Source organism: Kocuria sp. CPCC 205235, assembly GCF_040980905.1.
Classification (GTDB): domain Bacteria; phylum Actinomycetota; class Actinomycetes; order Actinomycetales; family Micrococcaceae; genus Kocuria; species Kocuria carniphila.
In genome coordinates this window covers 19750-40649 of the sequence record NZ_JAVKPR010000022.1, presented here as the reverse complement: position 1 = coordinate 40649, position 20900 = coordinate 19750, and the positions used below count along the sequence as shown (strand labels likewise).

Genomic DNA, 20900 nt, shown 5'->3' with positions numbered 1-20900 from the left:
ACCACCGGTAGCGAGGCCGGCCACCACGTCACGCCAAAAAACGGCTCAGTGCCGATCCGGGATATCGGCCGCCGGCCCTAACCTGAGTCGGTGGATCGAGGCTAAACAACCCCTGGTTGATACGTTGTCGCAGCTGCAAACCCAGCTCGATGAGTTCGAGATCATCTATAACACCCAACGCCCTCATCAGGGCCTCCCAGAGCGGGTGACCCCGTTCCAGGCCTGGAGTGCCCAGCCCAAAGCACCGCCACCGCAGTTACCGGCCGAGAACACCGTGAGCATCGATCCCAGCCCACGGCCAGCCCAGTGGCAGCACCGCACCTGGACCCCGGGCGTAGACGATCACGGGCTACGACTGGTGTCCTCGATAGGGGTCATCCAAATCCACACGGTGAATTTTCATCTGGGCCTGGGACTTGCCGGAGTCACGGTCGCAGCAGTCTGGGACAACAACACGGTCATGATCGCTACCACCGACGGGGAACTACTGATCACCTACCCCGCCCCAGGAAGCGACCACGCGCCCAAGGACACGAGGTACTTCAGCAAGAAACATGCCCTGGAAATCACCCCAGCACTACAGAAACTGTTACGGAAGTCCTGACACACCAAACGTCACCGATGTCCTGACACAAAACTGTCACCAAAGACCTGAGACATCACACCCGTAAAACGTCCCGAAAAACGTAATAGGGAACCTTAAACCTCACGGTGGCCCCGAGCAGACCCCCGCGCCCACCCCGGCGCCCGCTCCGGCCGCGGCCCCACACCCACTGCGAGCGCCGGGAACACACTGAGCACGGGCACCCGTCGGACGAGCTTCACGAGCCACATCGGCGGCCGCAGTTCCCGACCGTTGATTGCGGGCATGATCAGCCGCGCGTGCAGGACACGCTGCAGACCCTGCACAAAGACAGTGGGCATCATGCGCCGCCGTTGGATTCGGGCCAGCACTCTCTGCTCAGACCGCCCGGACAACGTGCCAGCCAGCAAGATCGGCGCCAGTACACGCGCCGCCGCCACCGCATCCTGCACCGCCAAGTTGATGCCCACGCCACCCACCGGTGACATTGCGTACGCCGCATCGCCAATGCACAGCACACCCGGGGCGTACCAGCGTCGCAGTCGGTCCACGCGCACGTCCAGGTGCTTCACGTCGGCCATGGACTCGATCCCGGACACCCCGTCCGCCGCCTCGGGGAATAACGCCGCGGCGTCGGCCCGGAAGGCGTCGAGACCGCGGGCGCGCACGGCGTCGTCGGCGCCCTTGGGCCCGAGCTGCGCGACCTGGATGTAGCCGGCGCGGGGGATGCCAATGGCCACGCGCCCGCGGTCGGTGCGCGGCAGCAGCGACTCGCCCGCGTGGCGGACGGCGGGGAGGCGGTACCACCAGACGTCGAACTTCACGGGGATCTCGCGCGCGGGCAGGCCCACGTCCTGGCGGATCACGGACCAGCGACCGTCGCACGCGATCGTGAGGTCGGCCAGCACGCGGCCGGGGCCGTGCGGGGATTCCACGACGACGCCGCTCACCCGCCCGTTCTCGCGCACCACCCCGGTGACCTCGTGCTCGGTGAGCAGGGTGAAGGTGGGTTCGGCGGCGGCCGCCTCGGCCAGCAGACTGAGCAGATCCCACTGCGGGACCATCGCAATGTAGGGGTGGCGCACGGGCAGGCGCGAGAAGTCGACCATGCGCACGGAAGACCCGTAGGGAAGGGGCAGGTCAACGTGGGTGACCTTGGAGTGCGAGATGGCGTTGAAAGTCTCGAACAGCCCGAGGTCCTCCAGCAGGGCCAGGGTGGTGGGGTGCACGGTGTCACCGCGGAAGTCCCGGAGGAAGTCCTTGTGTTTTTCCAGCACCGTGACCGCCACGCCTGCCCGGGCAAGGAGCAGGCCGAGCACCAGGCCCGCCGGGCCACCGCCGACGATGGCGCAGGTGGTGCGTCGTGTAGTACCGGGCGACGGCTTCGGATCCTGAGACATGTCAGCCTCCGTCGCGCGGCTCATCCCGTTCGCCACGCCGTCTGCGGCGTCGCGTCTCCCCGTGGCCCTCGTGGGTCGAGTAGATGGGCTGCCCAGCGGCCGTGGCGTCGATTGCCTGGATCTGCCCCGTATCCGGTTCGGTGTTCTCCCGTGTGACCAGCGTGAACTTTTGGTGACCGTAGTCATCCACGGCGGAGCGGATCGTGCGTCGCATGACCGAATCGGACAGTCGCTGGCGCAACCACATGGGATCGGCCTGCAGGTCGCGGGTCAGGGCGATACAGAGCACGAACATCACCAGCACGAACGGCAGCGCCGCCACAATGGTCATCCGCTGCAACCCGCCCAGCGCCTCGTCCGGGGTGTCGCCACCGGCCAGGAGCATCACGGCCGCAACACCACCCATGAGTACGCCCCAGAAGACCACCACGGGTCGGGACGGCTCCAGGGTGCCCCGGGAGCTCAGCGACCCCATGACGATTGACGCGGAATCCGCACCGGTGACAAAGAAGATACCCGTCAGGATCATGGCCAACACGGCCAGGCCCGCGGTGAGCAACTGCGGTGCGTCGAGCCCGTTGAACATGTCGTAGAGGGCGCCGTCGAACGAAATGGTGGGAACGCCGTCGACCATCGTGGCAATGCCGTCGTTGGGATCGGGGGTGCCGTCCGCGGTGTGCTGGATGTTGATGGCGGTGCCGCCGTAGACCGCGAACCACAACAGGGACACCAGCGACGGAACTACCAGCACGCCGGTGACGAACTGGCGGATGGTGCGCCCGCGGGAGATGCGGGCAATGAACATGCCCACAAAGGGCGTCCACGAGATCCACCACGCCCAGTAGAAAATGGTCCACCCGGACAGCCACTCGCGCATGGCCTCGTCACCGACCGCCTCCGTGCGCGCGGCCATGTCCGGAAGCTGCTGGACGTACGAGCCGATCGCGGAGGGAATCAGGTTGAGGATGAACAGGGTGGGCCCCACCACGAAAATCACCACGGCCATGAGTACCGCGAGCACCATGTTGGTGTTGGCCAGGAACTGAATGCCGCGCTCAATCCCGGACACCGCAGACGCCACAAAGCAGAACGTCAACACCGCAATGATCGCCACGAGCATGGGCGTGGCGACCTCACCGATCAGCCCGTTGAACTGCAGGCCGCTGCCGATCTGCAACGCGCCCAGGCCCAGCGAGGCCGCCGAGCCGAACAGCGTGGAGAAAATCGCCAGAATATTGATGATCTTCCCGCCCACACCGTCCACGGCTCGTCGGCCGAAAAGCGAGACGAACGCCTCCGAGAGCAGATTCTTGCGACCCATCCGGAACGTGCCGTACGCGACGGCGATACCGAGCACCGCGTACATCGCCCACGGGTGCAGCGTCCAGTGGAACAGCGAGGTGGCCATGGCCGTCTCGATCGCCTCACTGGTCTGCCCGTCCACCGTGGCCGGGGGTGGCGAGATGTAGTGGAACAGCGGTTCGGCCACGCCGTAGAACATCAGGCCGATGCCCATGCCGCACGCGAACATCATGGAAATCCAGGACGTGGTGCGGAACTCGGGCTGCTCGCCGTCCTTACCGAGCGGGATCGCGCCGTACCGGCCCAGTGCCAACCACAGCACGTAAATCACGAAGAAGGACGAGCACAGCACGAAGATCCAGCCGGTGTTCTCCATGACCCAGTTCAGGGCCGTGGTCGAGGTGGTCGACAGGCTCTCGGTGCCCACGAACCCCCACACCACGAACGCCACGACGATCGCGCCGGTCACGCCCAGGATCACCTTGTCGAGGCCCTCGAACCGGTCTCGGATCGGCCGACGACGCCGCTCCACCCCCTCTTTGAGGGCCGCCAGGATATCCGCTTCGTTCTTTTCCGCGTGATGCAACTCGGTGAGGTCATCCACGGGACTGGCCGCTGTCGGCTCCGTGCCCGGGTCTAGGCTGCCCGCTTCATCCGGGGTGCCTGCATTCGAATGCTCACTGCTCATCATGGTCCCTTCGCATCGCCAGCGCTTCCGACTGTAGCCATGACCCAGTCGTGGAAGACTCCAATGTGGTGCTCGCTGGGCACGAGAACCCCGCCCTTGGCGTAGATCCTAGACCCCATGGCGGGCTGACAACGTTCGCATGCATCGAAATCCTGCTGGTTGACCCGGTGGAACAATTCCACGGAGGCAGAGACGTCCTTACCGGATTCCACGACCGAGGGCAGGTACAACCAGTCGCACTCCACGATCGTGTGGTCCACGGCCACGGGGAACATCCGGTGGATGATCACGTGGTCCGGCACCAGATTCACGAACACCGTGGGTTTAATGGTGATCGCGTAATAGCGGCGGTCGTGGTCCTCGTCGACCCCTGGAATCCGGTCCAGGCCTTCGGAGCCGTCCACCGTGAAGCCCTTGACGTCCTCCCCGAACTCCGCGCCGTGACCCACGAAGTACTGGGCCGCCAGCCCGTCCGCGAACTCGGGTAGCACCTCGGTGAGCTCCGGGTGGATGGTGGCGCAGTGATAGCACTCCATGAAGTTCTCAATGATGAGCTTCCAGTTGGCCTTCACGTCGTAGGTGATCCGCCGCCCCAGGGAGAGATGGGCGATGTCGTAGGCCTGGATGGATTCGGAATCACCCAGCCGCTCCTCGATGGCACCCATGACGTCTTCTTCGAACGATGGCGGCTCGTCCGCCAGGCACACCCACACGTATCCCAGGTACTCGCGCACGGGGATGGTCACCAGGCCGTACTCCTCGCGGCCGATGTCCGGCATTTTGGTGAGGTTGGGCGCGGCAATCAGCTTGCCGTCAAAGTCGTAGGTCCACGCGTGGTACGGGCACTGGAAGGACCGCTTGGCCTCGCCGCTGTCCTCCGTGCACAGCTTGGCTCCGCGGTGGCGGCATACGTTGTAGAACGCGCGAATGCCGTGCTTGCGGTTGCGAGTGATGATGATGCTTTCCCGCCCCACCTGCACGGTCCGGTAGGCGCCGGGCTTGTCCAGGTCCGCGGAGCGCACGGCGCAGAACCACATCCGTTCGAAAATCTGCTCCTGTTCCGCCCGGAAGAAGTTCTGGTCGGTGTAGGTGCGGCCCGGCAACGTGGCAATGAGGCTTTCGGAAACAATGTTGGTGGACACGGGGCCCTCCTTGCAGAACTACTTCACACGAGGGAAGTGGGGATCGGGTGTCGGTTGCTGTGGTTCAGGCGATCAAGCGTTGTTCGGCGGAGGAAACCGCCAGTTTGGCCAAGAACTTGCGCCAGCGCGTGAACTGTTTCGGCTGGTTCCGGCCCAGAACGGCCACGGGATCATCGCCGGCGTAGTAGACGGCCAGGAAACTCTCCTCGCCGGGCCCGCCGTGCTCGTAGATCACCCGATCCGAGCCGGTCACGTCCCCCACGAACTGCAGGCGCGCGCCGTACTGGCAGGACCAGAAGTAGGGCTGCTCCACGGGCAAGTGCGCGTCGTCGTGGTCGAGCAACGCGCCCACCGCGATGGCCGGACGGCCCAGCGCACCGGCCCAGTGCTCGACGCGCCGGTGCTGCCCGGTGCGGGTGTCCAGCCACGCCGCGCAATCGCCCACGGCCACGACCCCGGGCACGGTGGTGCGCCCGGCGGCGTCGCAGACCACGCCATTGCCGACGTCGATCCCCGAGCCTTCCAGCCAGGCCACGTTGGGCTGGGCTCCGATGCCGACCACCACGAGGTCTGCCGGAAGCACGCGGCCGTCGGCCAGGCGCACGTGAGTGACGGAGTTGTCCTCCGTGCTGAAGCCGTCGATGTCGACCCCGCACAGCAGTTCCACGCCGGCCTGCTCGTGCAGCCGTGCCACCACGGAACCCATTTCGGCACCAAGCGGTCCGCACAGCGGAGTGGTCGACTTCTCCAGCACGGTGACCTGCAGGCCCAGCGAGTGCGCCGTGGACGCGACCTCCGCGCCAATGAATCCGGCACCCAGAACCACCAGCTGACCACCGCGTTCCACCAGGGCTCGCAGTTTACGTGCGTCCTCGAGGGTGCGCAGGGTCAGCACGTTGTCGAGGCCCGTGAGCTCCGGCAGCTGCCGTGCGGAGGCGCCGGTGGCGATGACCAAGAGATCGGCGTGGACCGTGCGCCCGTCCTCGAGCGCGATCTCACGAGCGACGGGGTCGAACGAGACGGCGCGCACGCCGAGCAGCCATTCGGCGTCGAGCTGTTCTCCCTCGATTTCCAGGGTCAGGTCCTCCGCCTGGAACTGGCCACTGAGGAATTCTTTGGAGAGCGGAGGGCGGTCGTAGGGGCGTTCCGGATCATCACCAATGATGACCAGGCGGCCCGTGAATCCTTGGCGGCGGGCGGCTCGGGCGGCGGACAGGCCGGCGAGCGAAGCGCCGACGATGACGAGGGATTCCATGATGGACCCCTTTCGACTAGCTGGTCGGGACCTCGGAACTGCACCAGCGGGACGCCCGAGACCCAGGTTCCTCACGACGCGCATTACGCAACACACTTCGTAATGCGCTTAAGTGTGAAGCGGGTCACGGAGGGGTGTCAAGGGGTGTGGAGGATCGGTTACACGCTGTTCACAACACGGCTGTTCCCTAACGCCCAGGCCGAATTTCCGATGGCTCAACCCCTTGACACTGCCTGAAACCGGCTCGGAGAATGTTGCGTATTACGACATGAGTTGCGCCACTCGCGATTTTGCTCACCGCTTTTTCGAGGCCCCTCATCCAGGACCCAGTGAAAGAACCGCGCCCATGCACAAGGTCTGCCCCCTCTCCGAACTCGAACCCGGTGACGCCATCCGAGTCGAGACGTCCCCGCCCATCGCCGTGTTCCACACCGAAGAGGGCGAGTTGTACGCCCTCGACGACACCTGCACCCACCAGGACGCCTCCCTGGCCGACGGCTGGGTCGAAGGGTGCGAAGTGGAATGCCCCCTGCACGCGTCCAAGTTCGACCTACGCACGGGACAGGTCGATGCACCCCCGGCCAAGTTGCCCGTGCGGGCACACCGCGTGGAGGTCGTCGACGGCGTCATCATGGTCGAGGAGTCCAACGAACGCCCCAACCTGCCGCCCGGTCTCACCGTGAGCGGCCACGAAACTCAGGACGCGTAGGCCGGGTGGTCCCCCGGCCGGGCTTCGCTCGGCACTCGTCCATCGCTCGCAGCCGGTCGGCGTGGCCCGCTACCTCTCACGGCACGCAAAGGCGCGCTGACTAAGATGGCAGGCATGGCCTCCCCCGAAAAATCGTCGTCTCAGCCGTCCTCCACACCGGGGGATGCGGCAGCCAGCGACGGCGTGACTCCGGGCGGCGTCCAATCCGTGGACCGGGCCATTACCGTCCTGGAACTCCTGGGGCGGTTGGGCAACGCGAGTGTCGGCCAGGTGGCCGAGGAGCTCGGGGTCCATAAATCCACCGCGTCCCGGCTGATCAGCGCGCTGGAATCGCGCGACCTGGTGATGGCCAATCACGAGTGGGGCAAGTACGAACTCGGTTTCGGAATCCTGCGTCTGGCCCACGCCATCCCCGCTCGGTTGAGCCTGGTTGCCGAGGCCCAGAACGAGGTCCGGCGGCTCGCCGACGAATACCGCGAGACCGTCAATCTCGCCGTCCTGCGGGAGGGCGTAGCGGTCAATGTCGCCCAGGAAATTGGGCCGACGTCGCTCGGCACCCACGACTGGATCGGTAGCCTCACGCCCCTGCACGCCACCTCGAGCGGCAAGGTGCTGCTCGCGGCGCTGACGTCCGCAGAGCGCGCGGAGCTGATCAAGAAGGCCCGCCTCAAGTCCTACACGGCGCGCACCATCACCTCTCGCCGTCAGCTCGAACAGCAACTGATCGACGTCGCCGCGCAGGATTACGCCACTGTCCTGGAGGAACTCGAGATCGGCATCAACGCCATTGCCGTTCCCGTGCGGGACCACCTGGGCTCCGTAGTGGCCGCGGTCAGCATCTCCGGACCGGCCTTCCGCTTCACCGAAGACACCATGCTGGCCATGAGTGAGGACCTGAAAGCCGCCGGGCTGACCATCAGCCAACGCCTGGGCTACGACCCGCAGGGCTGATCCGGCTCGCTGGTCTCCGGAGCTTATCCCGTCTCACGCTCGTCCCGGCTCCCACTCACGCCGGCCGATTCTTCTTCCACTCCGCTCAGCGCAGCACCACGGTACTGAGGCCCTGCAGAATCACCCGACCTTCGCAGTGCCATTTCACGGCATCGGACAGCGCCTTGCATTCGGTATCCCGGCCGGCCGCCACCAGGTCCTCCGGTCCGAACGTGTGGTCCACCTGCACGGTTTGTTGGGCAATGATCGGGCCCTCGTCGAGTTCGGCATTGACGTAGTGCGCGGTGGCCCCCACGGTTTTGACCCCGCGTTCGTACGCCTGGTGATAGGGCTTCGCGCCCTTGAAGCTGGGCAGGAACGAGTGGTGAATATTGATCACCCGCCCGGACATCCGCGTGGCCAGTGAATCGCTGAGCACCTGCATGTAACGGGCCAGGACCACCAGATCCACCTCACAACGATCGACCAGTTCCAGCAGGTGAGCCTCGGCCTCTGGCTTCGTATCCGGGGTGACGGGCACGTGGTAGAACGGGATGCCGTGCCACTCGACCAGTCGCTGATGGTCCAGGTGGTTGGACACCACGGCCACGATGTCCACGGGCAACTCCCCGGTGCGGCTGCGATAGAGCAGGTCATTGAGGCAGTGGCCGAACTTGGAGACCATCACCAGCACCCGCCGCTTGGCCCCGTGCACATTGAGTTGCCAGTTCATCTCGAAGCGTTCCGCCACCGGTTCCAGGTCTTTATACAGCGCGTCGCGATCCAGGGTGCCCCCGGCCATCGGCGCCACGTGGACGCGCATGAAGAAATGTCCCCGCCGCCGGTCATCGAACTGCGTGAGCTCCACAATGTTGCACCCGTGATCCAGGAGTACCCCGCTCACCGCGTGCACGATTCCCAGGGTTTCGGGGCAGTCCAGCGTGAGCACCAATTCCGACGACGCCGCTCCGGGCACGTTGGTTTCTACGATTTCTGTTGGCGCGGTCATCACGCCACCTCCTGGGATGCGAATTCGGTCATGGCGTCCATCAGCCATTGGGCGATGTACACGGCGAAGGACGAGCGGGGCATGATCCGCCAGGTCTGTTCGTCGGTCTGCCACAGCAAGACCTGCACGAGTCCCAGCGTGGTGGAGACCGCGGTGCCCGGCCCGAAGACCCGCGGGTGCAGATCCAACGGGCACCCCTTTTCGAGCACGGCACGGGCTGAGGGGCCGGACAGTTCCAGGGTGGTCCGGTTGGCCGAAAGGTCCACCACGTGCGACCGCTGCTTGTGGCCGGCCATGGCCCGACTCAGCTCTTGCGTCAGTGGATGCGTCGACAAGGTCGGGGCCGCCCCGAGATTTTCTTGATCGGCACCCCCGGCCGGCCCCGCGGCGCTGTCGGTCGCGGGACGGGAGGCGACCCCGCCTGCCAAGGCGACCCGAGCGGCGTCGGCGGGAGCGGCGGCGTCGTCGGGAAGTCCGCGACGTGCCCCGGGAGGGTCGATCTCAGCGGCCAGTGCATCGGGGCTGACCAGCAGAAACTCGTCGGGTCCCTGCCACAGGATCGCGGCGGTGTCGGTATCGCCGGTGACCTGTCCGTGGCCGGAGGGCAGTGGCAGGCCGACCACGGAGGTGACGTTTTGAGCGGCGTCGGAGCCGGGTTGGACCCTGATGCCCACCATGTTCAGGAACGGGATCTCGCGGAGGCGCACACCGCGTTCGCCGGTCACGCTTGCCTGGGCCATGAGATCGGTCAGGTCAGCCAGTGGACTGCGGCGCAGTGGGCGGATATCGGTCAGGATTTGCTCAGCCATCTCGATGCATCCCTTCGGGGTCGTAGAGCACGGGTTCGGCAATCACGACGTCCACCAGTGCACCGTCCAACGGCGCCTGAAGCTTTTCGCCGATCCGGTTGCGGCCGTTTTTCACCAGCGCGAGTCCAAAGGTTCGGTCGAGGGCGGCGCTGCGGTAGCTGGAGGTCACGTGACCCACCATGGGAACGGGCGCGTCCTGCGGAGTAATGGGCGTCCCCTGGTTCACCAATTGGGTGCCCTCCGGCAATCGGTAGGTGGTGTCCACGGGCAAAACCGCCACCAATTGCTTGCGGTTGGGGCTGGTCGCACTGGGCCGGTCGTAGGAGCGTTTGCCGATGAAGTCCTTGGTTTTGGACACCACCCAGTCCATGCCCAGGTCCTGGGGTGTGACGGTGCCGTCGGTGTCCTGACCCACGATCGGGAACGCCTTCTCCGCGCGCAGCACGTGCATGGTTTCGGTGCCGTAGGGGGTGATCCCCAACTCAGCCCCGGCTTCAGCCACCGATTCCCACACGGACATCCCGTACCAAGAGGCCACGTTGATCTCGAAGGCCAGCTCGCCCGAGAAGGAGATCCGGCAGATCCTCGCCGGAATCCCTGAAGCCAGGATCGTTTCGCGGAAGGCCATGAACGGGAACGCCTCGGCGGAGACATCCAGCTCAGGGGCCAGCTTGGCGATCACCGCCCGGGACTTCGGCCCGACCACGGCCACGGTCGTGTACTGCTCGGTGACCGATGTGAACATGACGTCCAGCTCCGGCCATTCGGTTTGGGACCATTCCTCGAGCCATTCCAGCACCTTGGCCGCCCCGCCGGTGGTCGTGGTCATCAGGTAGCGATCATCGTCCAGGCGCAGGGTCACGCCGTCGTCGAAGACCATGCCGTCCGGGGTGCACATCACCCCGTACCGACCCATCCCGGGCTTCAGCTTCTTGAACGCGTTGGTATAGACGCGGTTGAGGAACTCGCCCGCATCCGTCCCGCGGATCTCGATCTTGCCCAGCGTGGTCGCATCCATGAACGCGACCCCCGTGCGCGCCGCGATGCACTCGCGCAGCACGGCCGAGTCCATGTCCTCGCCGGGTTGCGGGTAGTACCGGGGCCGTTTCCACTGCCCGACGTCCTCGAACACGGCTCCGTGGGCGACATGCCAGGGGTGGATCGAGGTCCTTCGGGCGGGGTCGTAGAGGTCGCCGCGGCGTCGGCCCGCGAGCGCGGTGAAGGCCACCGGCGTGTAGGGCGCGCGATACGTGGTGGTGCCGATCCCGCCCACGTCCGGGTCCTGCAGCGCCGCCGCAATCACCCCGATCGCGTTGACCCCGCTGGTCTTGCCCTGGTCGTTGGCGGTGCTGATGGAGGTGTAGCGCTTCACGTGTTCCACCGACCGCATGCCAGCGCCCGTGGAGCGCAGCACGTCGGCCACGGTCTGATCGCGTTGGAAATCCACGACGTGCCGCGTCCAGTCGGTGTCCTGCCCCGCGGGCGCGGGGACCAACCACAGCGGGCGGGCGGCGGCAGACGTTTCCGCAGCGGCGGTCGGTTCCTGTGCCGTGGTCTCGAATCCGGCCCGGGCCGCGGCCTCCGCACCCGCACGGGCGCCCTCGGCGAGGCACCCGGCCAGATCCAGGGTGCCGTTGAGCGCCCCGGCCGTCTGCTGGTCACGCACCGGCGCGGCGGGCACGAAACCCGCCAGGTCATCGTCCCAGCGCAGCGCCCCCTGCCGTTGACTGTGCAGATGCACCACGGGACTCCACCCGCCGGACACGGCCAACAGGTCCGCGTCGAGTTCGATGGGTGCCTCGTCGGTCGGCAGGCCCGCCTCGTCGATCGCGCTGACGGACACACCGCTCAGGCGACCGCCCTCCCCGTCGCCACGGGTGGTGACGACGGCGCTCCCGGCCATGATCGGTACGCCCGCCGAGGCAGCGAGGCCGCGAGCGGCGTCGTCGATCTTGCCGACGTCGCCGCGAGAGTCGACCACCGCGCTCACCTCGATGCCCGCGGAGACCAAGTCGGCCACGAGTGGGTAGGCAGAATCGTTGGTCGTGGCGACCACCGCGCGGGTGCCTGCGGCGACGACCCAGCGGTTGAGGTAACTGCGCACCGCGGAGGCCAGCATGATGCCAGGGCGGTCATTGTTGTCGAAGTCGATGGGCCGTTCGTGAGCTCCGGTGGCCAGCACGACCTGCCCCGCGCGGACGTGCCAGATCCGCTCCCGCGAGACCCCCGGAGGCGGCGTGATGCCCAGGTGGTCGGTGCGACGTTGAACGGCCACAACGTAGTTGCTGTCGTAGCTGCCGAAGGCAGTGGTGCGCTGCAGGGCGGTGACCTCAGGCTCCCCCGCCAATTCCGCAACGGTGGCCTCGACCCAGGAACGGGCGGGAACGCCGTCGACCTTCTCATCGCGAGCCGAGAGCAACGCACCGCCGGGGGCGGGTTGCTCGTCCATCAGGATTACCCGGGCGCCGGAGCGGCCAGCCTCTCGGGCGGCGGACAGACCGGCGGGGCCGGCCCCGATCACGACCACGTCGGTGTGCGCGTACTTGTGGTCGTAGTAGGCGTGATCGGTGGCCGGATCCAGCTGGCCCATCCCCCGCAGGTAGCTGGCGGACAGACCGTCGGTGAGCTCGACCGTGGTGGCCGGAAGCATCGACTCGGCCACGTCCACCGGAGTGCGCGCGGCGATCTTGACCAGCGCGTTGGGCTCCTCGACCCCGGAGGCCATGATGCCCCGCGGCCGACCCAGGTACATCGAGTCGCCACAGCTGATGCGGCCTGCAGCCAGCAGCGCGGAGGCAATGGTGTCCCCCGCGTATCCGGTGAACTCTTGACCGTCCACGGTGAAGTGAACGGGCCGGGTGCGGTCGATACCGGAGGCGGCCACGCGATCGTCGGGCAGGCGGAACGGTTGGGCGTTCATGAGGTGCCCCCTATCGGGGTGGTGCTTGAAGTCGTGCTTGTGGTGGAGGCGCCAGTGGTGGTGCCTGAGGAGATCTGGGACGAATCCTCCGTGAGGGATGGCCGGGGCTCGCCCACCCGGTAGACGGTCTTGATCTCGTACGTCACGGTGTCGCGGACGGCGTTGAACCAGCGGCGACAACCGGCGGAATGGACCCAGCGTTCGGCGATCAGGCCCTTGGGGTTGCTGCGGTAGAACAGGTACTCCGCCCACTGCTGGTCGGTCAGCTGGAAAGGATCCTGCGGGTAGGGCACGTGGGCCTCCCCACCGTAGTGGTACTCGGTTTCGTTGCGGGGCCCGCAGTACGGGCATTCGATCAACAACATTTGGCGGCCATCCTTACTAGTGCGCCACGGCGGCGGCGCCGTGCTCGTCGATCAGGACCCCGGTCTCGAACCGCTCCAACGAGAAGGGTTCGTTGAGGGGGTGGGGTTGGTCCGTGGCGATGGTGTGAGCGAAGGCGAAACCGGCACCCGGAGTGCCCTTGAAACCGCCAGTGCCCCACCCGCAATTGACGTAGAGCTGGCCCACGGGGGTTTTGGAGACGATCGGTGAGGCATCCAGGGTGACGTCCACGATCCCGCCCCACGTGCGCAACACATGGGCGCGAGCGAAGATCGGGAACAGCTCCACGGCCGCGGCCATCTGCTGCTTGATCACGTGGAATGCACCGCGCTGACCGTAGCCGTTGTAGGCATCCACACCGGCACCCATCACCAGTTCGCCCTTGTGCGCCTGGGAGACATAGACGTGCACGTGGTTGGACATCACCACGGTGGGGTGCACCGGTTCGTGCAGCTCCGAGACCAACGCCTGGAGCGGATGCGACTGGATGGGCAGCCTGAACCCGGCCATTTCGGCCAACACCGACGAGTGCCCGGCACCGCACAGCCCCACCTTGCCCGCGTTGATTCGACCGCGGCTGGTCTCCACGGCCACGACCCGGCCACCCTCTTGAACGAAACCGGTGACGGCGCAGTTCTGGATGATGTCCACACCCAACTCGTCGCACTTGCGGGCGAAGGCCCAGGCCACATGGTCATGCTTGGCGATGCCGGCCCGGGGTTGGTAGGTCGCGCCCATGATCGGATACCGGATGTCGTCGCCGATGTTGATGATGGGGCACAGTTCCTTGACCTGCTCCGGTTCGATCCACTCCGCATCGATGCCGTTGAGCTTGTTCGCGTTGACCCGCCGCACGCTTTCGCGCACATCCTGCAGCGTGTGGGCCAGATTCATGACCCCGCGCTGGGAGAACAGGAAGTCGTAGTCGAGCTCCTCCGGTAGGCCCTCCCACAGCTTGAGCGAATGCTCGTAAATGGCCGCGGACTCATCCCACAGGTAGTTGGACCGGATGATCGTGGTGTTGCGGGCCATGTTCCCGCCCGCCAACCAGCCCCGCTCCAGCACGGCCACGTTGGTGATGCCGTGCCGCGAGGCTAGGTAGTACGCGGTGGCCAGGCCGTGGCCTCCACCGCCCACGATCACCACGTCATAGGAGGACTTCGGCTCCGGGTTGTGCCAGAGGAAGTCGGGGTGTTCGGGAAGAAGATCGGCCATGTCAGCCCCTTCGGTTTTCTGATGTCTCAGACGCGGTGCGTGTGGTGAGGTGCTCAGCCGCGCAGTCGGGTCATTTCCGGGTCGAAGAGCGGGTCTGCCGTGACGGTGGCGGGAATGCGGGTGCCGAAGAAGTCGATCTCCACTTCATCCCCGAGCTGCACCGAGGAGGGCAGGTAGGAATAGGCGATCGGCTTGCCGAGCGTAAAACCGTAGGCGGCGCTGGTGACGTAACCGACCGGCTTGCCGTCGTGGAAGACCGGCTCCTTGCCCAGCACGATGGACTGTGTCCGGTTGATGACCAGGCACCGCAGCCGCCGGTCCACGGTCTCCTCGGTGAGTCCCTCCAGGGCATCCTTGCCGACGAAGAATTCCTTGTCGGGCCGCACGGCGAAGGCCAGGCCGGCCTCGTACGGGTTGTGCTCGGTGGTCATGTCCGTACCCCAGGAGCGGTAGCCCTTTTCCAAGCGGAGGGAGGAGAACGCTGCCCGTCCCGCCGGGATGATTCCGTGAGCCTGACCGGCCTCCCACAGCACGTCCCACAGCCGCTGCCCGTTGTCCGCGCTGGTGTAGATTTCCCAGCCGAGTTCTCCCACGTAGGACAGCCGCATGGCGGTGACCGGCACTCCGCCGATGCGTGCTTTTTTGGCGCGGAAGTAACGCAGGGCGTCGTTGGAGAAGTCGTCGTCGCTGGCGGCCGTGACCACCTCGCGAGCAAGCGGTCCCCACAGGCCGATGCAGCAGGTGCCGCCGGTGGTATCCCGGACCTGTACCCACCCACCGGGCGCAGCGCCGTCGGTCTGGGCCTTGGCTTCCCGCATGAGGTAGGCGAGGTCGATATTGCCGTTTGCCCCGACTTGAAACAGGTGCTCCCCCAACCGGGCGACCGTGATGTCGCTGCGGATCCCGCCCTGGCCGTCCAGGAGCAACGTGTAGGTGACGGCGCCGGGTTTCTTGTCCAGGTTGTTGGTGCTCAACCGCTGCAGGAGAGTCAGGGCGCCGGGGCCGGAAACTTCCAGTCGCTTGAGCGGTGTCATGTCGTACATGGCCACGGCGGTGCGGGTCTTCCAGGCCTCGACCGCGGCAATCGGCGAGTGGAACATTTGCGACCAGGCGTCGCGAGCCGGTGGGCGCCAGTCGGTGGGAAGATCCTTGAGCAAGCGGGCGTTGGACTCGAACCAGTAGGGACGTTCCCAGCCGCCGGACTCCAGGAAGTACGCCCCGAGAGCCTTCTGGCGTGCGTGGAAGGGGGTGACCCGCAGATCCCTGGGTGACAGACGCGGCTGCAGCGGGTGGAGCACGTCGTAGATCTCCACGAAGTTCTGCTGCGAGGTTTCGCTGACGTAGGAGGGGCTGAGTTGGATCTCCTCGAAGCGGTTCACATCGCATTCGCCCAGGTCCGTTTCCGAACGACCGGTGGTGATCAACTCCGCCATGGCCTTGGCGACTCCGGCCGAGTGCGTGACCCACACGGCCTCTGCAATGTAGAAACCATCCACCTCCGAGGACTCCCCCATGAGAGGGCCGCCGTCCGGGGTGAAAGAGAAAATGCCGTTGAAGCCATCCTCGATCTCGGTGTCGCGCAACCCGGGCAGCAGTTGTTGCGAGGCTTCCCATGACGGCGCGAAGTCTTCGGGGGTGAACTCCAGGCGGGAGGGCATGTGGCGCTCGCTGATCTCATCCGCGGCGTACTCGCCCAGGTCATTGGGGTCCACGGGCATGGGTCGGTGGGCGTAGGAGCCGATGCCGTAGCGGTCGCCGTGTTCGCGGTAGTAGAGGTCCTGGTCCTGGAAGCGGAGGATCGGCAGGCCGGCACCGTTGGGCTGTTCATTGCGGCCCTCGAGATCTGGGACCGGAGTGGTCTTCACGTACTGGTGGGCCAGGGGCAGCAGGGGCACATCCATGCCCACCATCCGGCCGATTTTTGGGCCCCAGAACCCGGCGCAAGAGACGACGATGTCTGCCGGAACGACGTCGTCCGTGGTGCGCACGCCGGTGACCCGACCGCCGGACTGTTCGATGTCCACGACCTCGGTGGAGCCGCGGTAGGTGACCCCGGCCTCGGTGGTGCGTTGGATCAGAAGTTGGACGGCGCGGGCCGCGAGCGCCAGGCCGTCGGTCGGGACGTGCAGGCCGCCCAGCACGAGCTCCTCGTTGAGCAGGGGGTAGAGCGCCTTGCATTCGGCGGAGTCCAGCAGCCGGCCTTCGAGTCCCCAGGAGGTCGCGTAGCCAAGCCGGCGATGCAGGTCGGCCCAGCGGGTTTCGGTGGTGGCCACTTCCAGCCCGCCCACCTGGTTGAAGCAGGAGGTGCCGTCCTTCTGAAGGTCCTTGAGCTTGCTCACCGTGTAATCGGCGAACCGGGTCATGGTCTTGGAAGGGTTCGTCTGGAACACCAACCCGGGCGCGTGCGACGTGGATCCGCCAGGCATGTTCAGGGGGCCTTGGTCGAGAACCGTGATGTTGTCCCAGCCTCGGGCAACGAGTTCGTCCGCCAGGTTCGTGCCGACAATGCCTGCTCCGATAATGACGATGCGCGGTGTGGACATGTGGCACTCCTGACCTGAACAACTTATATATTAGAGTTTCATGTAGCGTAGATAACACTTGTTCACCGGTCAAGGGTGCACTGAAAATCACTGTGGGAGGTCCGGCGGACGTGAGCATTACGGGTACGGAGCAATCGGCATCCAAGCGATCTTCGCTGGCCGACACGGCCTACGAGGCCCTGCGCCAGCAGCTACTCACGCTGGAGATCCGCCCCGGCGACCCGTTGAACGACGCCGCCCTGGCCGAGGGCTTGGGCATGGGCCGAACACCGGTGCGCGAGGCTCTGAAAAGGCTCGAAGCCGACAAGCTGGTGGTGAGTTACCCCAAGCGAGGGACTTTTGCCACGCGAGTGGAAATCACCGATCTGGTCTATGTCTCGGAAATCAGGATGCAGCTGGAGCCGATGGCCGCCTCCCGGGCTGCGCGCGTGGCAACCGCGGCTACGCGGTCGGAGCTTGTGGACATTCAGGAGCAGCTTCGCGGTTTCGATATCGAGCACGCCAGCGTCACGGAAATCCTGACCTGCGACTCCATGGTGCACCGGGCCGTCTACCGGGCCGCGGGTAATCCTTATCTTGAGGACACTCTGATCCGCTACAACAATCTGGCCACCCGCATCTGGTGCATGGTGATCGATCGATTGCCCCGATTGACGGAGCATGTTCAGGAGCACGTGCAACTGCTGCAAGAGATCATCGACGGCAACGAAGAACAGGCCTCTGCTCTGGCTCGCCGGCACGTCGAAGGATTCGAAGCGGCCGTGCGTTCAGCGTTGTTCGCTGCCTGACCTAAGTCTCGCTGGCGCCCGACGGAATAGCTGGGATCACCCGCGCCGGTAGGTCACCAACAGCACCCCGGCGGGCAACGTGGCGCTATCGACGAGGTGGCGCATGCAGAGTTCCAACCACTACAGGTGGCCTGGTGCACCCAATGTACGCCTAGCACGTGACACCGACTACTGGTACAGTCTCGGCCCGTGGGAACGATATGCACTGCGCCCGTGATGTGGCGCTTCTTCACGCACCGCGACCGCCGTTACTGACGACGCGATCGCCCTTTTGCGCTAGAGCGCGCCGTCACCACCGAGATGCCCTGCACCTCGGTGGGGCCACTTCGGTCACTCCGTTTCGTGATCCCACACCCACCGAGGTTTTCCACACTCTTTTCGATGGAGCGCACTCATGTCTCGTTCTCAATTCGGCGGCCGTCACGAACTCGGCCAGAATTTTCTCACCCATAAACCGACCATCAGCCACATCATTGGCCTGGTTGCCCAAACGCAGGGGCCCATCCTGGAAATCGGTGCCGGCGACGGCGCGCTGACCCGCCGTTTGGCCACACTGGACCGGCCTCTCACCGCGATCGACATTGATGAGCACCGCGTCCGGACATTACGCAACAGACTGCCGGGCGTTCAGGTTGAACACGCTGACGCCATGATCTACCCCCTGACTACATCCGTTGTGGTCGGCAACATCCCCTTCCACCTGACTACGCCATTGCTTCGTCGCGTGCTCAGCAGCCATGAATGGCACCGGACCATTCTTCTGACCCAGTGGGAAGTGGCCCGTAAACGCGCCGGCGTGGGTGGGGGCACCATGATGACGGCGCAGTCCTCACCGTGGTACGAGTTCTCTTTGCGAGGGCGTGTTCCTGCGTGGGGATTCTCGCCCCAGCCCACTGTGGACGGAGGGATCCTGGAGATCATTCGCCGTGGACCGCCGCTAATCCCAGCCACTCAGAAGGAGGCCTACGAGCGTTTTGTGAAGGCGGTCTTTACGGGTCGTGGAAGAACCCTGACACAAATCATCCAGAATGCGTGGCGGAATGACCGCGGTCGGGTGAAGTCGGCGCTCGTAACAGCGCGCGTGCCACAGGGGGCGTTGCCCCGGGATCTCACGGCGGAACAATGGGCTGCACTGTGGAAGCAACTCAACGCCTAGGTAAGTTCAGCTCGCCACAGCGCCCGGTCACCCGCTGTAACGGGGTCTCGTTCCACATCATCCAGGTACGAGACCCCAGCAGCGGATTACCGCGCCTCGTACGCCGCATCCAAGAACTCCTTGGCCAGCGGTGCACCGGTGACGGAACCGTAGTCCCCATCCTCGACAAACACGGAGAACGCGAGGTCGCCCTGCGCCACGATCACCCATGAATGAGTCCGAGGAAAACCACCCCGAGCCGGGTCCGGTTGACCGAACTCCGCGGTGCCGGTCTTGCCCAGGACCTCTCCGCCCGGATGATTGTTCAGTCGGTCAAGGTGTCCTTCTATGACCACCGCGCGCATGAGTTCACGCAATTGCGCCGCTTCCTGCTCGGTCAGATCCGATGGCAGCTCTCGGGCGGGCTTCTCTTCAGGCACGAGCTGCGGACACACCGCACGCCCCCGAACCACGCTCGCGGCAAAAACCGCCATGCCCAGCGGAGAGGTCTGAATCCTGCCCTGGCCAATCATCGACGCCGCATGCTCGGTGCCTGCATCGTCACGCGGGATGTTGCCCGAGTACGCGGGAATGCCAATATCCCATTCCGCCCCAATGCCCAGTGCTTCGCCGGCGGTGGCGAGATCCCCCTGACTCACGGAATCGTGTTTGTCGATCAACGCGGTATTGCAACTCTGCGCGATCGCCTCCCGGAGAGAAATGTCGCCCAGATGATCCGGCAGGTAGGTTCCTGCGTTCTTGAAAGTCTGGCCATCCACGGTGATGGACTCCGAGCACTGCACAGTGGATTGAGGCGAGTCACCGTGACGAAGCATCGCGAGCGCCGTCGCAATCTTGAAAGTGGACCCCGGCGCGTACTGGCCGATCGTGGCGGTCGGGTACGCGTTGTCCTCCGGACCGGAGGCCGCCGCGAGAATGTCGCCGGTAGAGGGTTGCACCGCCACGATTGCGCTGGGGCTGTCGGTGTTCTTGATGATGCGTTCGGCCGCCTTTTGCAGATCCGCATCGATAGTCGTTCTGAGGGGTGTCTCCTCGGGCATCTTTTGTTCCCATAACGGCCCCTGGGACATCGGCGGTGCGGAGCCGTCCAGCTCCCGGATCGTCACCCGGAACGACGGCGCCGCGCGAAGTTTTTCGTCGAAGGCCTCTTGGAGCCCTCCCGCACCGATCCATTCGGCATCTTTCACCGCGTCACCCCGCGTCTCAATGTCCTCCGCGGACGGCTGGTGCACCGTTCCCAACACTGCGGTGGCGAAACCGCGGTCGAGCGAAAGCGGCATGGTGGTGGTCATTGCCTCATAGCCGGTAATGGTCTTCAGCGCGGCAGAGTCCAGCTCGAGGAAATCTGACCGTCGCAACGTCAAGGCATCGACGAACGCTTCTGGGCCGTAGGCGGCGACCTTCTCCTGATAACCCTTGGGGTCGATATCGAGTACAGCGGCGAGCTTCTTGGCGGACGCCGCGGCCTGCTCGTCCGTCAAGCCCTCCTTGTTGATCCCGGGGAGGTGAACGTGCTGGTTGGACACCAGAGCGACGTCGTTCTGGCCAAGTATTCGCGCGCGCTCACCAGGAATGGTGGCCAAGGCCAAGCCCTGCCCCTCCTCAAGTTCGGGGTGCAGGATCGAATCCTCCCACCGAACCCGCCAATCACCCTCGACCTTCACGAGCTGCGCTTGCGACTCATAACTCCATGACTGCTCCGGGTCGAACGACGGCCAGGTGAAACCGAGCCGCGCGCTCGCCCCTTCATCGCTTTCATCCACCCCAAGAATTTCAACGTTCGGGCGCTGTGAGCCCTGCATCCGCTCAGCCAGGAACGCTCGAGTGTCCGGAGGAGTCGACACCATGGGCACCCCCGCGATATCGCCCTCGTGCAGCGCCGTGGCCAACTGATCCGCAACCGTGGTGGGGCTAGCTGATCGCGCTGCGGAACAAGAACTGAGCATCGCGGCGGAAACGGTTGCAAGCCCCAGCCCGGACCATGTGAGGAAGGTTCGTCGGTTGGTGGATTCCATGCTTCTGAACCTAGGATCCATCGCCTCCATAGGTCCAATATGATGAGAGGCC

At 65.4% G+C, this 20900-nt stretch carries 16 protein-coding genes; 5 read left to right on the top strand and 11 right to left on the bottom strand.

All coding sequences use genetic code 11. The features are described from left to right. The first annotated feature begins 124 nt into the window (after nt 1-124). Nucleotides 125-604, top strand: coding sequence for a hypothetical protein (locus RF638_RS13155; RefSeq protein WP_368842201.1), 480 nt, complete (start codon nt 125-127; stop codon nt 602-604). Nucleotides 605-699: 95 nt separating this feature from the next. Here the strand turns inward: RF638_RS13155 and RF638_RS13150 are convergent, their stop codons facing one another. The 4 genes from RF638_RS13150 to RF638_RS13135 form a co-directional block, all read right to left on the bottom strand. Next, complete coding sequence (locus tag RF638_RS13150; protein ID WP_368842199.1) at nt 700-1983, bottom strand: FAD-dependent oxidoreductase; 1284 nt, start codon at nt 1981-1983, stop codon at nt 700-702. Between the two features lies 1 nt (nt 1984). Beyond that, complete coding sequence (locus RF638_RS13145; RefSeq protein ID WP_368842198.1) at nt 1985-3976, bottom strand: BCCT family transporter; 1992 nt, start codon at nt 3974-3976, stop codon at nt 1985-1987. Next, nucleotides 3973-5115 (bottom strand): aromatic ring-hydroxylating dioxygenase subunit alpha, encoded by a 1143-nt coding sequence (locus tag RF638_RS13140; protein WP_368842197.1) that lies wholly within the window; start codon nt 5113-5115, stop codon nt 3973-3975. The genes RF638_RS13145 and RF638_RS13140 overlap by 4 nt, the downstream gene beginning before the upstream one ends. Before the next feature lie 64 nt (nt 5116-5179). Continuing rightward, on the bottom strand, nt 5180-6370 hold the full coding sequence (locus tag RF638_RS13135) for an NAD(P)/FAD-dependent oxidoreductase (RefSeq protein ID WP_368842196.1): 1191 nt from the start codon (nt 6368-6370) through the stop codon (nt 5180-5182). Between the two features lie 346 nt (nt 6371-6716). On the opposite strand from RF638_RS13135, the gene RF638_RS13130 reads away from it, so the two are divergent. Together RF638_RS13130 and RF638_RS13125 are read left to right on the top strand one after the other, a co-directional pair. Continuing rightward, on the top strand, nt 6717-7079 hold the full coding sequence (locus RF638_RS13130) for a bifunctional 3-phenylpropionate/cinnamic acid dioxygenase ferredoxin subunit (protein ID WP_016998341.1): 363 nt from the start codon (nt 6717-6719) through the stop codon (nt 7077-7079). Between the two features lie 114 nt (nt 7080-7193). Continuing rightward, nucleotides 7194-8030, top strand: a complete 837-nt coding sequence (locus tag RF638_RS13125; protein ID WP_368842195.1) for an IclR family transcriptional regulator — start codon at nt 7194-7196, stop codon at nt 8028-8030. Between the two features lie 85 nt (nt 8031-8115). Here RF638_RS13125 and purU read toward each other — a convergent pair whose 3' ends face one another. From purU to RF638_RS13095, 6 genes are read right to left on the bottom strand one after another with little or no spacing between them, the layout of a single operon-like run. Next, nucleotides 8116-9018, bottom strand: coding sequence for a formyltetrahydrofolate deformylase (gene purU, locus RF638_RS13120; protein ID WP_368842194.1), 903 nt, complete (start codon nt 9016-9018; stop codon nt 8116-8118). Beyond that, on the bottom strand, nt 9018-9827 hold the full coding sequence (locus RF638_RS13115; protein ID WP_095797141.1) for a sarcosine oxidase subunit gamma: 810 nt from the start codon (nt 9825-9827) through the stop codon (nt 9018-9020). Before RF638_RS13115 ends, purU begins: the two co-directional genes overlap by 1 nt. Continuing rightward, a complete protein-coding gene (locus RF638_RS13110; RefSeq protein WP_368842193.1) occupies nt 9820-12747 on the bottom strand; it encodes a 2Fe-2S iron-sulfur cluster-binding protein in 2928 nt (975 codons plus the stop codon). The genes RF638_RS13115 and RF638_RS13110 overlap by 8 nt, the downstream gene beginning before the upstream one ends. After that, on the bottom strand, nt 12744-13112 hold the full coding sequence (locus RF638_RS13105; RefSeq protein WP_368842192.1) for a sarcosine oxidase subunit delta: 369 nt from the start codon (nt 13110-13112) through the stop codon (nt 12744-12746). Before RF638_RS13105 ends, RF638_RS13110 begins: the two co-directional genes overlap by 4 nt. A gap of 16 nt (nt 13113-13128) precedes the next feature. Then, entirely contained in the window at nt 13129-14346 is a 1218-nt protein-coding gene (locus tag RF638_RS13100; RefSeq protein ID WP_368842191.1) for a sarcosine oxidase subunit beta family protein, read from the bottom strand. 53 nt (nt 14347-14399) lie between these two features. Beyond that, nucleotides 14400-16889 (bottom strand): FAD-dependent oxidoreductase, encoded by a 2490-nt coding sequence (locus RF638_RS13095; protein ID WP_368842190.1) that lies wholly within the window; start codon nt 16887-16889, stop codon nt 14400-14402. 110 nt (nt 16890-16999) lie between these two features. On the opposite strand from RF638_RS13095, the gene RF638_RS13090 reads away from it, so the two are divergent. Beyond that, entirely contained in the window at nt 17000-17677 is a 678-nt protein-coding gene (locus tag RF638_RS13090) for a GntR family transcriptional regulator (RefSeq protein WP_223285933.1), read from the top strand. A gap of 394 nt (nt 17678-18071) precedes the next feature. Then, nucleotides 18072-18833 (top strand): 23S ribosomal RNA methyltransferase Erm, encoded by a 762-nt coding sequence (erm, locus tag RF638_RS13085; protein ID WP_129700270.1) that lies wholly within the window; start codon nt 18072-18074, stop codon nt 18831-18833. An 86-nt stretch (nt 18834-18919) separates the two neighbouring features. On the opposite strand, the gene RF638_RS13080 is transcribed toward erm, so the two are convergent. After that, complete coding sequence (locus RF638_RS13080; protein WP_368842189.1) at nt 18920-20848, bottom strand: penicillin-binding transpeptidase domain-containing protein; 1929 nt, start codon at nt 20846-20848, stop codon at nt 18920-18922. Between the last annotated feature and the right edge of the window lie 52 nt (nt 20849-20900).

Coding starts and splice junctions, on each gene's coding strand:
- RF638_RS13150 (WP_368842199.1), bottom strand. CDS start 1,983: ATGTCTCAGGATCCGAAGCCGTCGCCCGGTACTACACGACGCACCACC.
- RF638_RS13145 (WP_368842198.1), bottom strand. CDS start 3,976: ATGATGAGCAGTGAGCATTCGAATGCAGGCACCCCGGATGAAGCGGGC.
- RF638_RS13135 (WP_368842196.1), bottom strand. CDS start 6,370: ATGGAATCCCTCGTCATCGTCGGCGCTTCGCTCGCCGGCCTGTCCGCC.
- RF638_RS13130 (WP_016998341.1), top strand. CDS start 6,717: ATGCACAAGGTCTGCCCCCTCTCCGAACTCGAACCCGGTGACGCCATC.
- RF638_RS13125 (WP_368842195.1), top strand. CDS start 7,194: ATGGCCTCCCCCGAAAAATCGTCGTCTCAGCCGTCCTCCACACCGGGG.
- purU (WP_368842194.1), bottom strand. CDS start 9,018: ATGACCGCGCCAACAGAAATCGTAGAAACCAACGTGCCCGGAGCGGCG.
- RF638_RS13115 (WP_095797141.1), bottom strand. CDS start 9,827: ATGGCTGAGCAAATCCTGACCGATATCCGCCCACTGCGCCGCAGTCCA.
- RF638_RS13110 (WP_368842193.1), bottom strand. CDS start 12,747: ATGAACGCCCAACCGTTCCGCCTGCCCGACGATCGCGTGGCCGCCTCC.
- RF638_RS13105 (WP_368842192.1), bottom strand. CDS start 13,112: ATGTTGTTGATCGAATGCCCGTACTGCGGGCCCCGCAACGAAACCGAG.
- RF638_RS13100 (WP_368842191.1), bottom strand. CDS start 14,346: ATGGCCGATCTTCTTCCCGAACACCCCGACTTCCTCTGGCACAACCCG.
- RF638_RS13095 (WP_368842190.1), bottom strand. CDS start 16,889: ATGTCCACACCGCGCATCGTCATTATCGGAGCAGGCATTGTCGGCACG.
- erm (WP_129700270.1), top strand. CDS start 18,072: ATGTCTCGTTCTCAATTCGGCGGCCGTCACGAACTCGGCCAGAATTTT.
- RF638_RS13080 (WP_368842189.1), bottom strand. CDS start 20,848: ATGGAATCCACCAACCGACGAACCTTCCTCACATGGTCCGGGCTGGGG.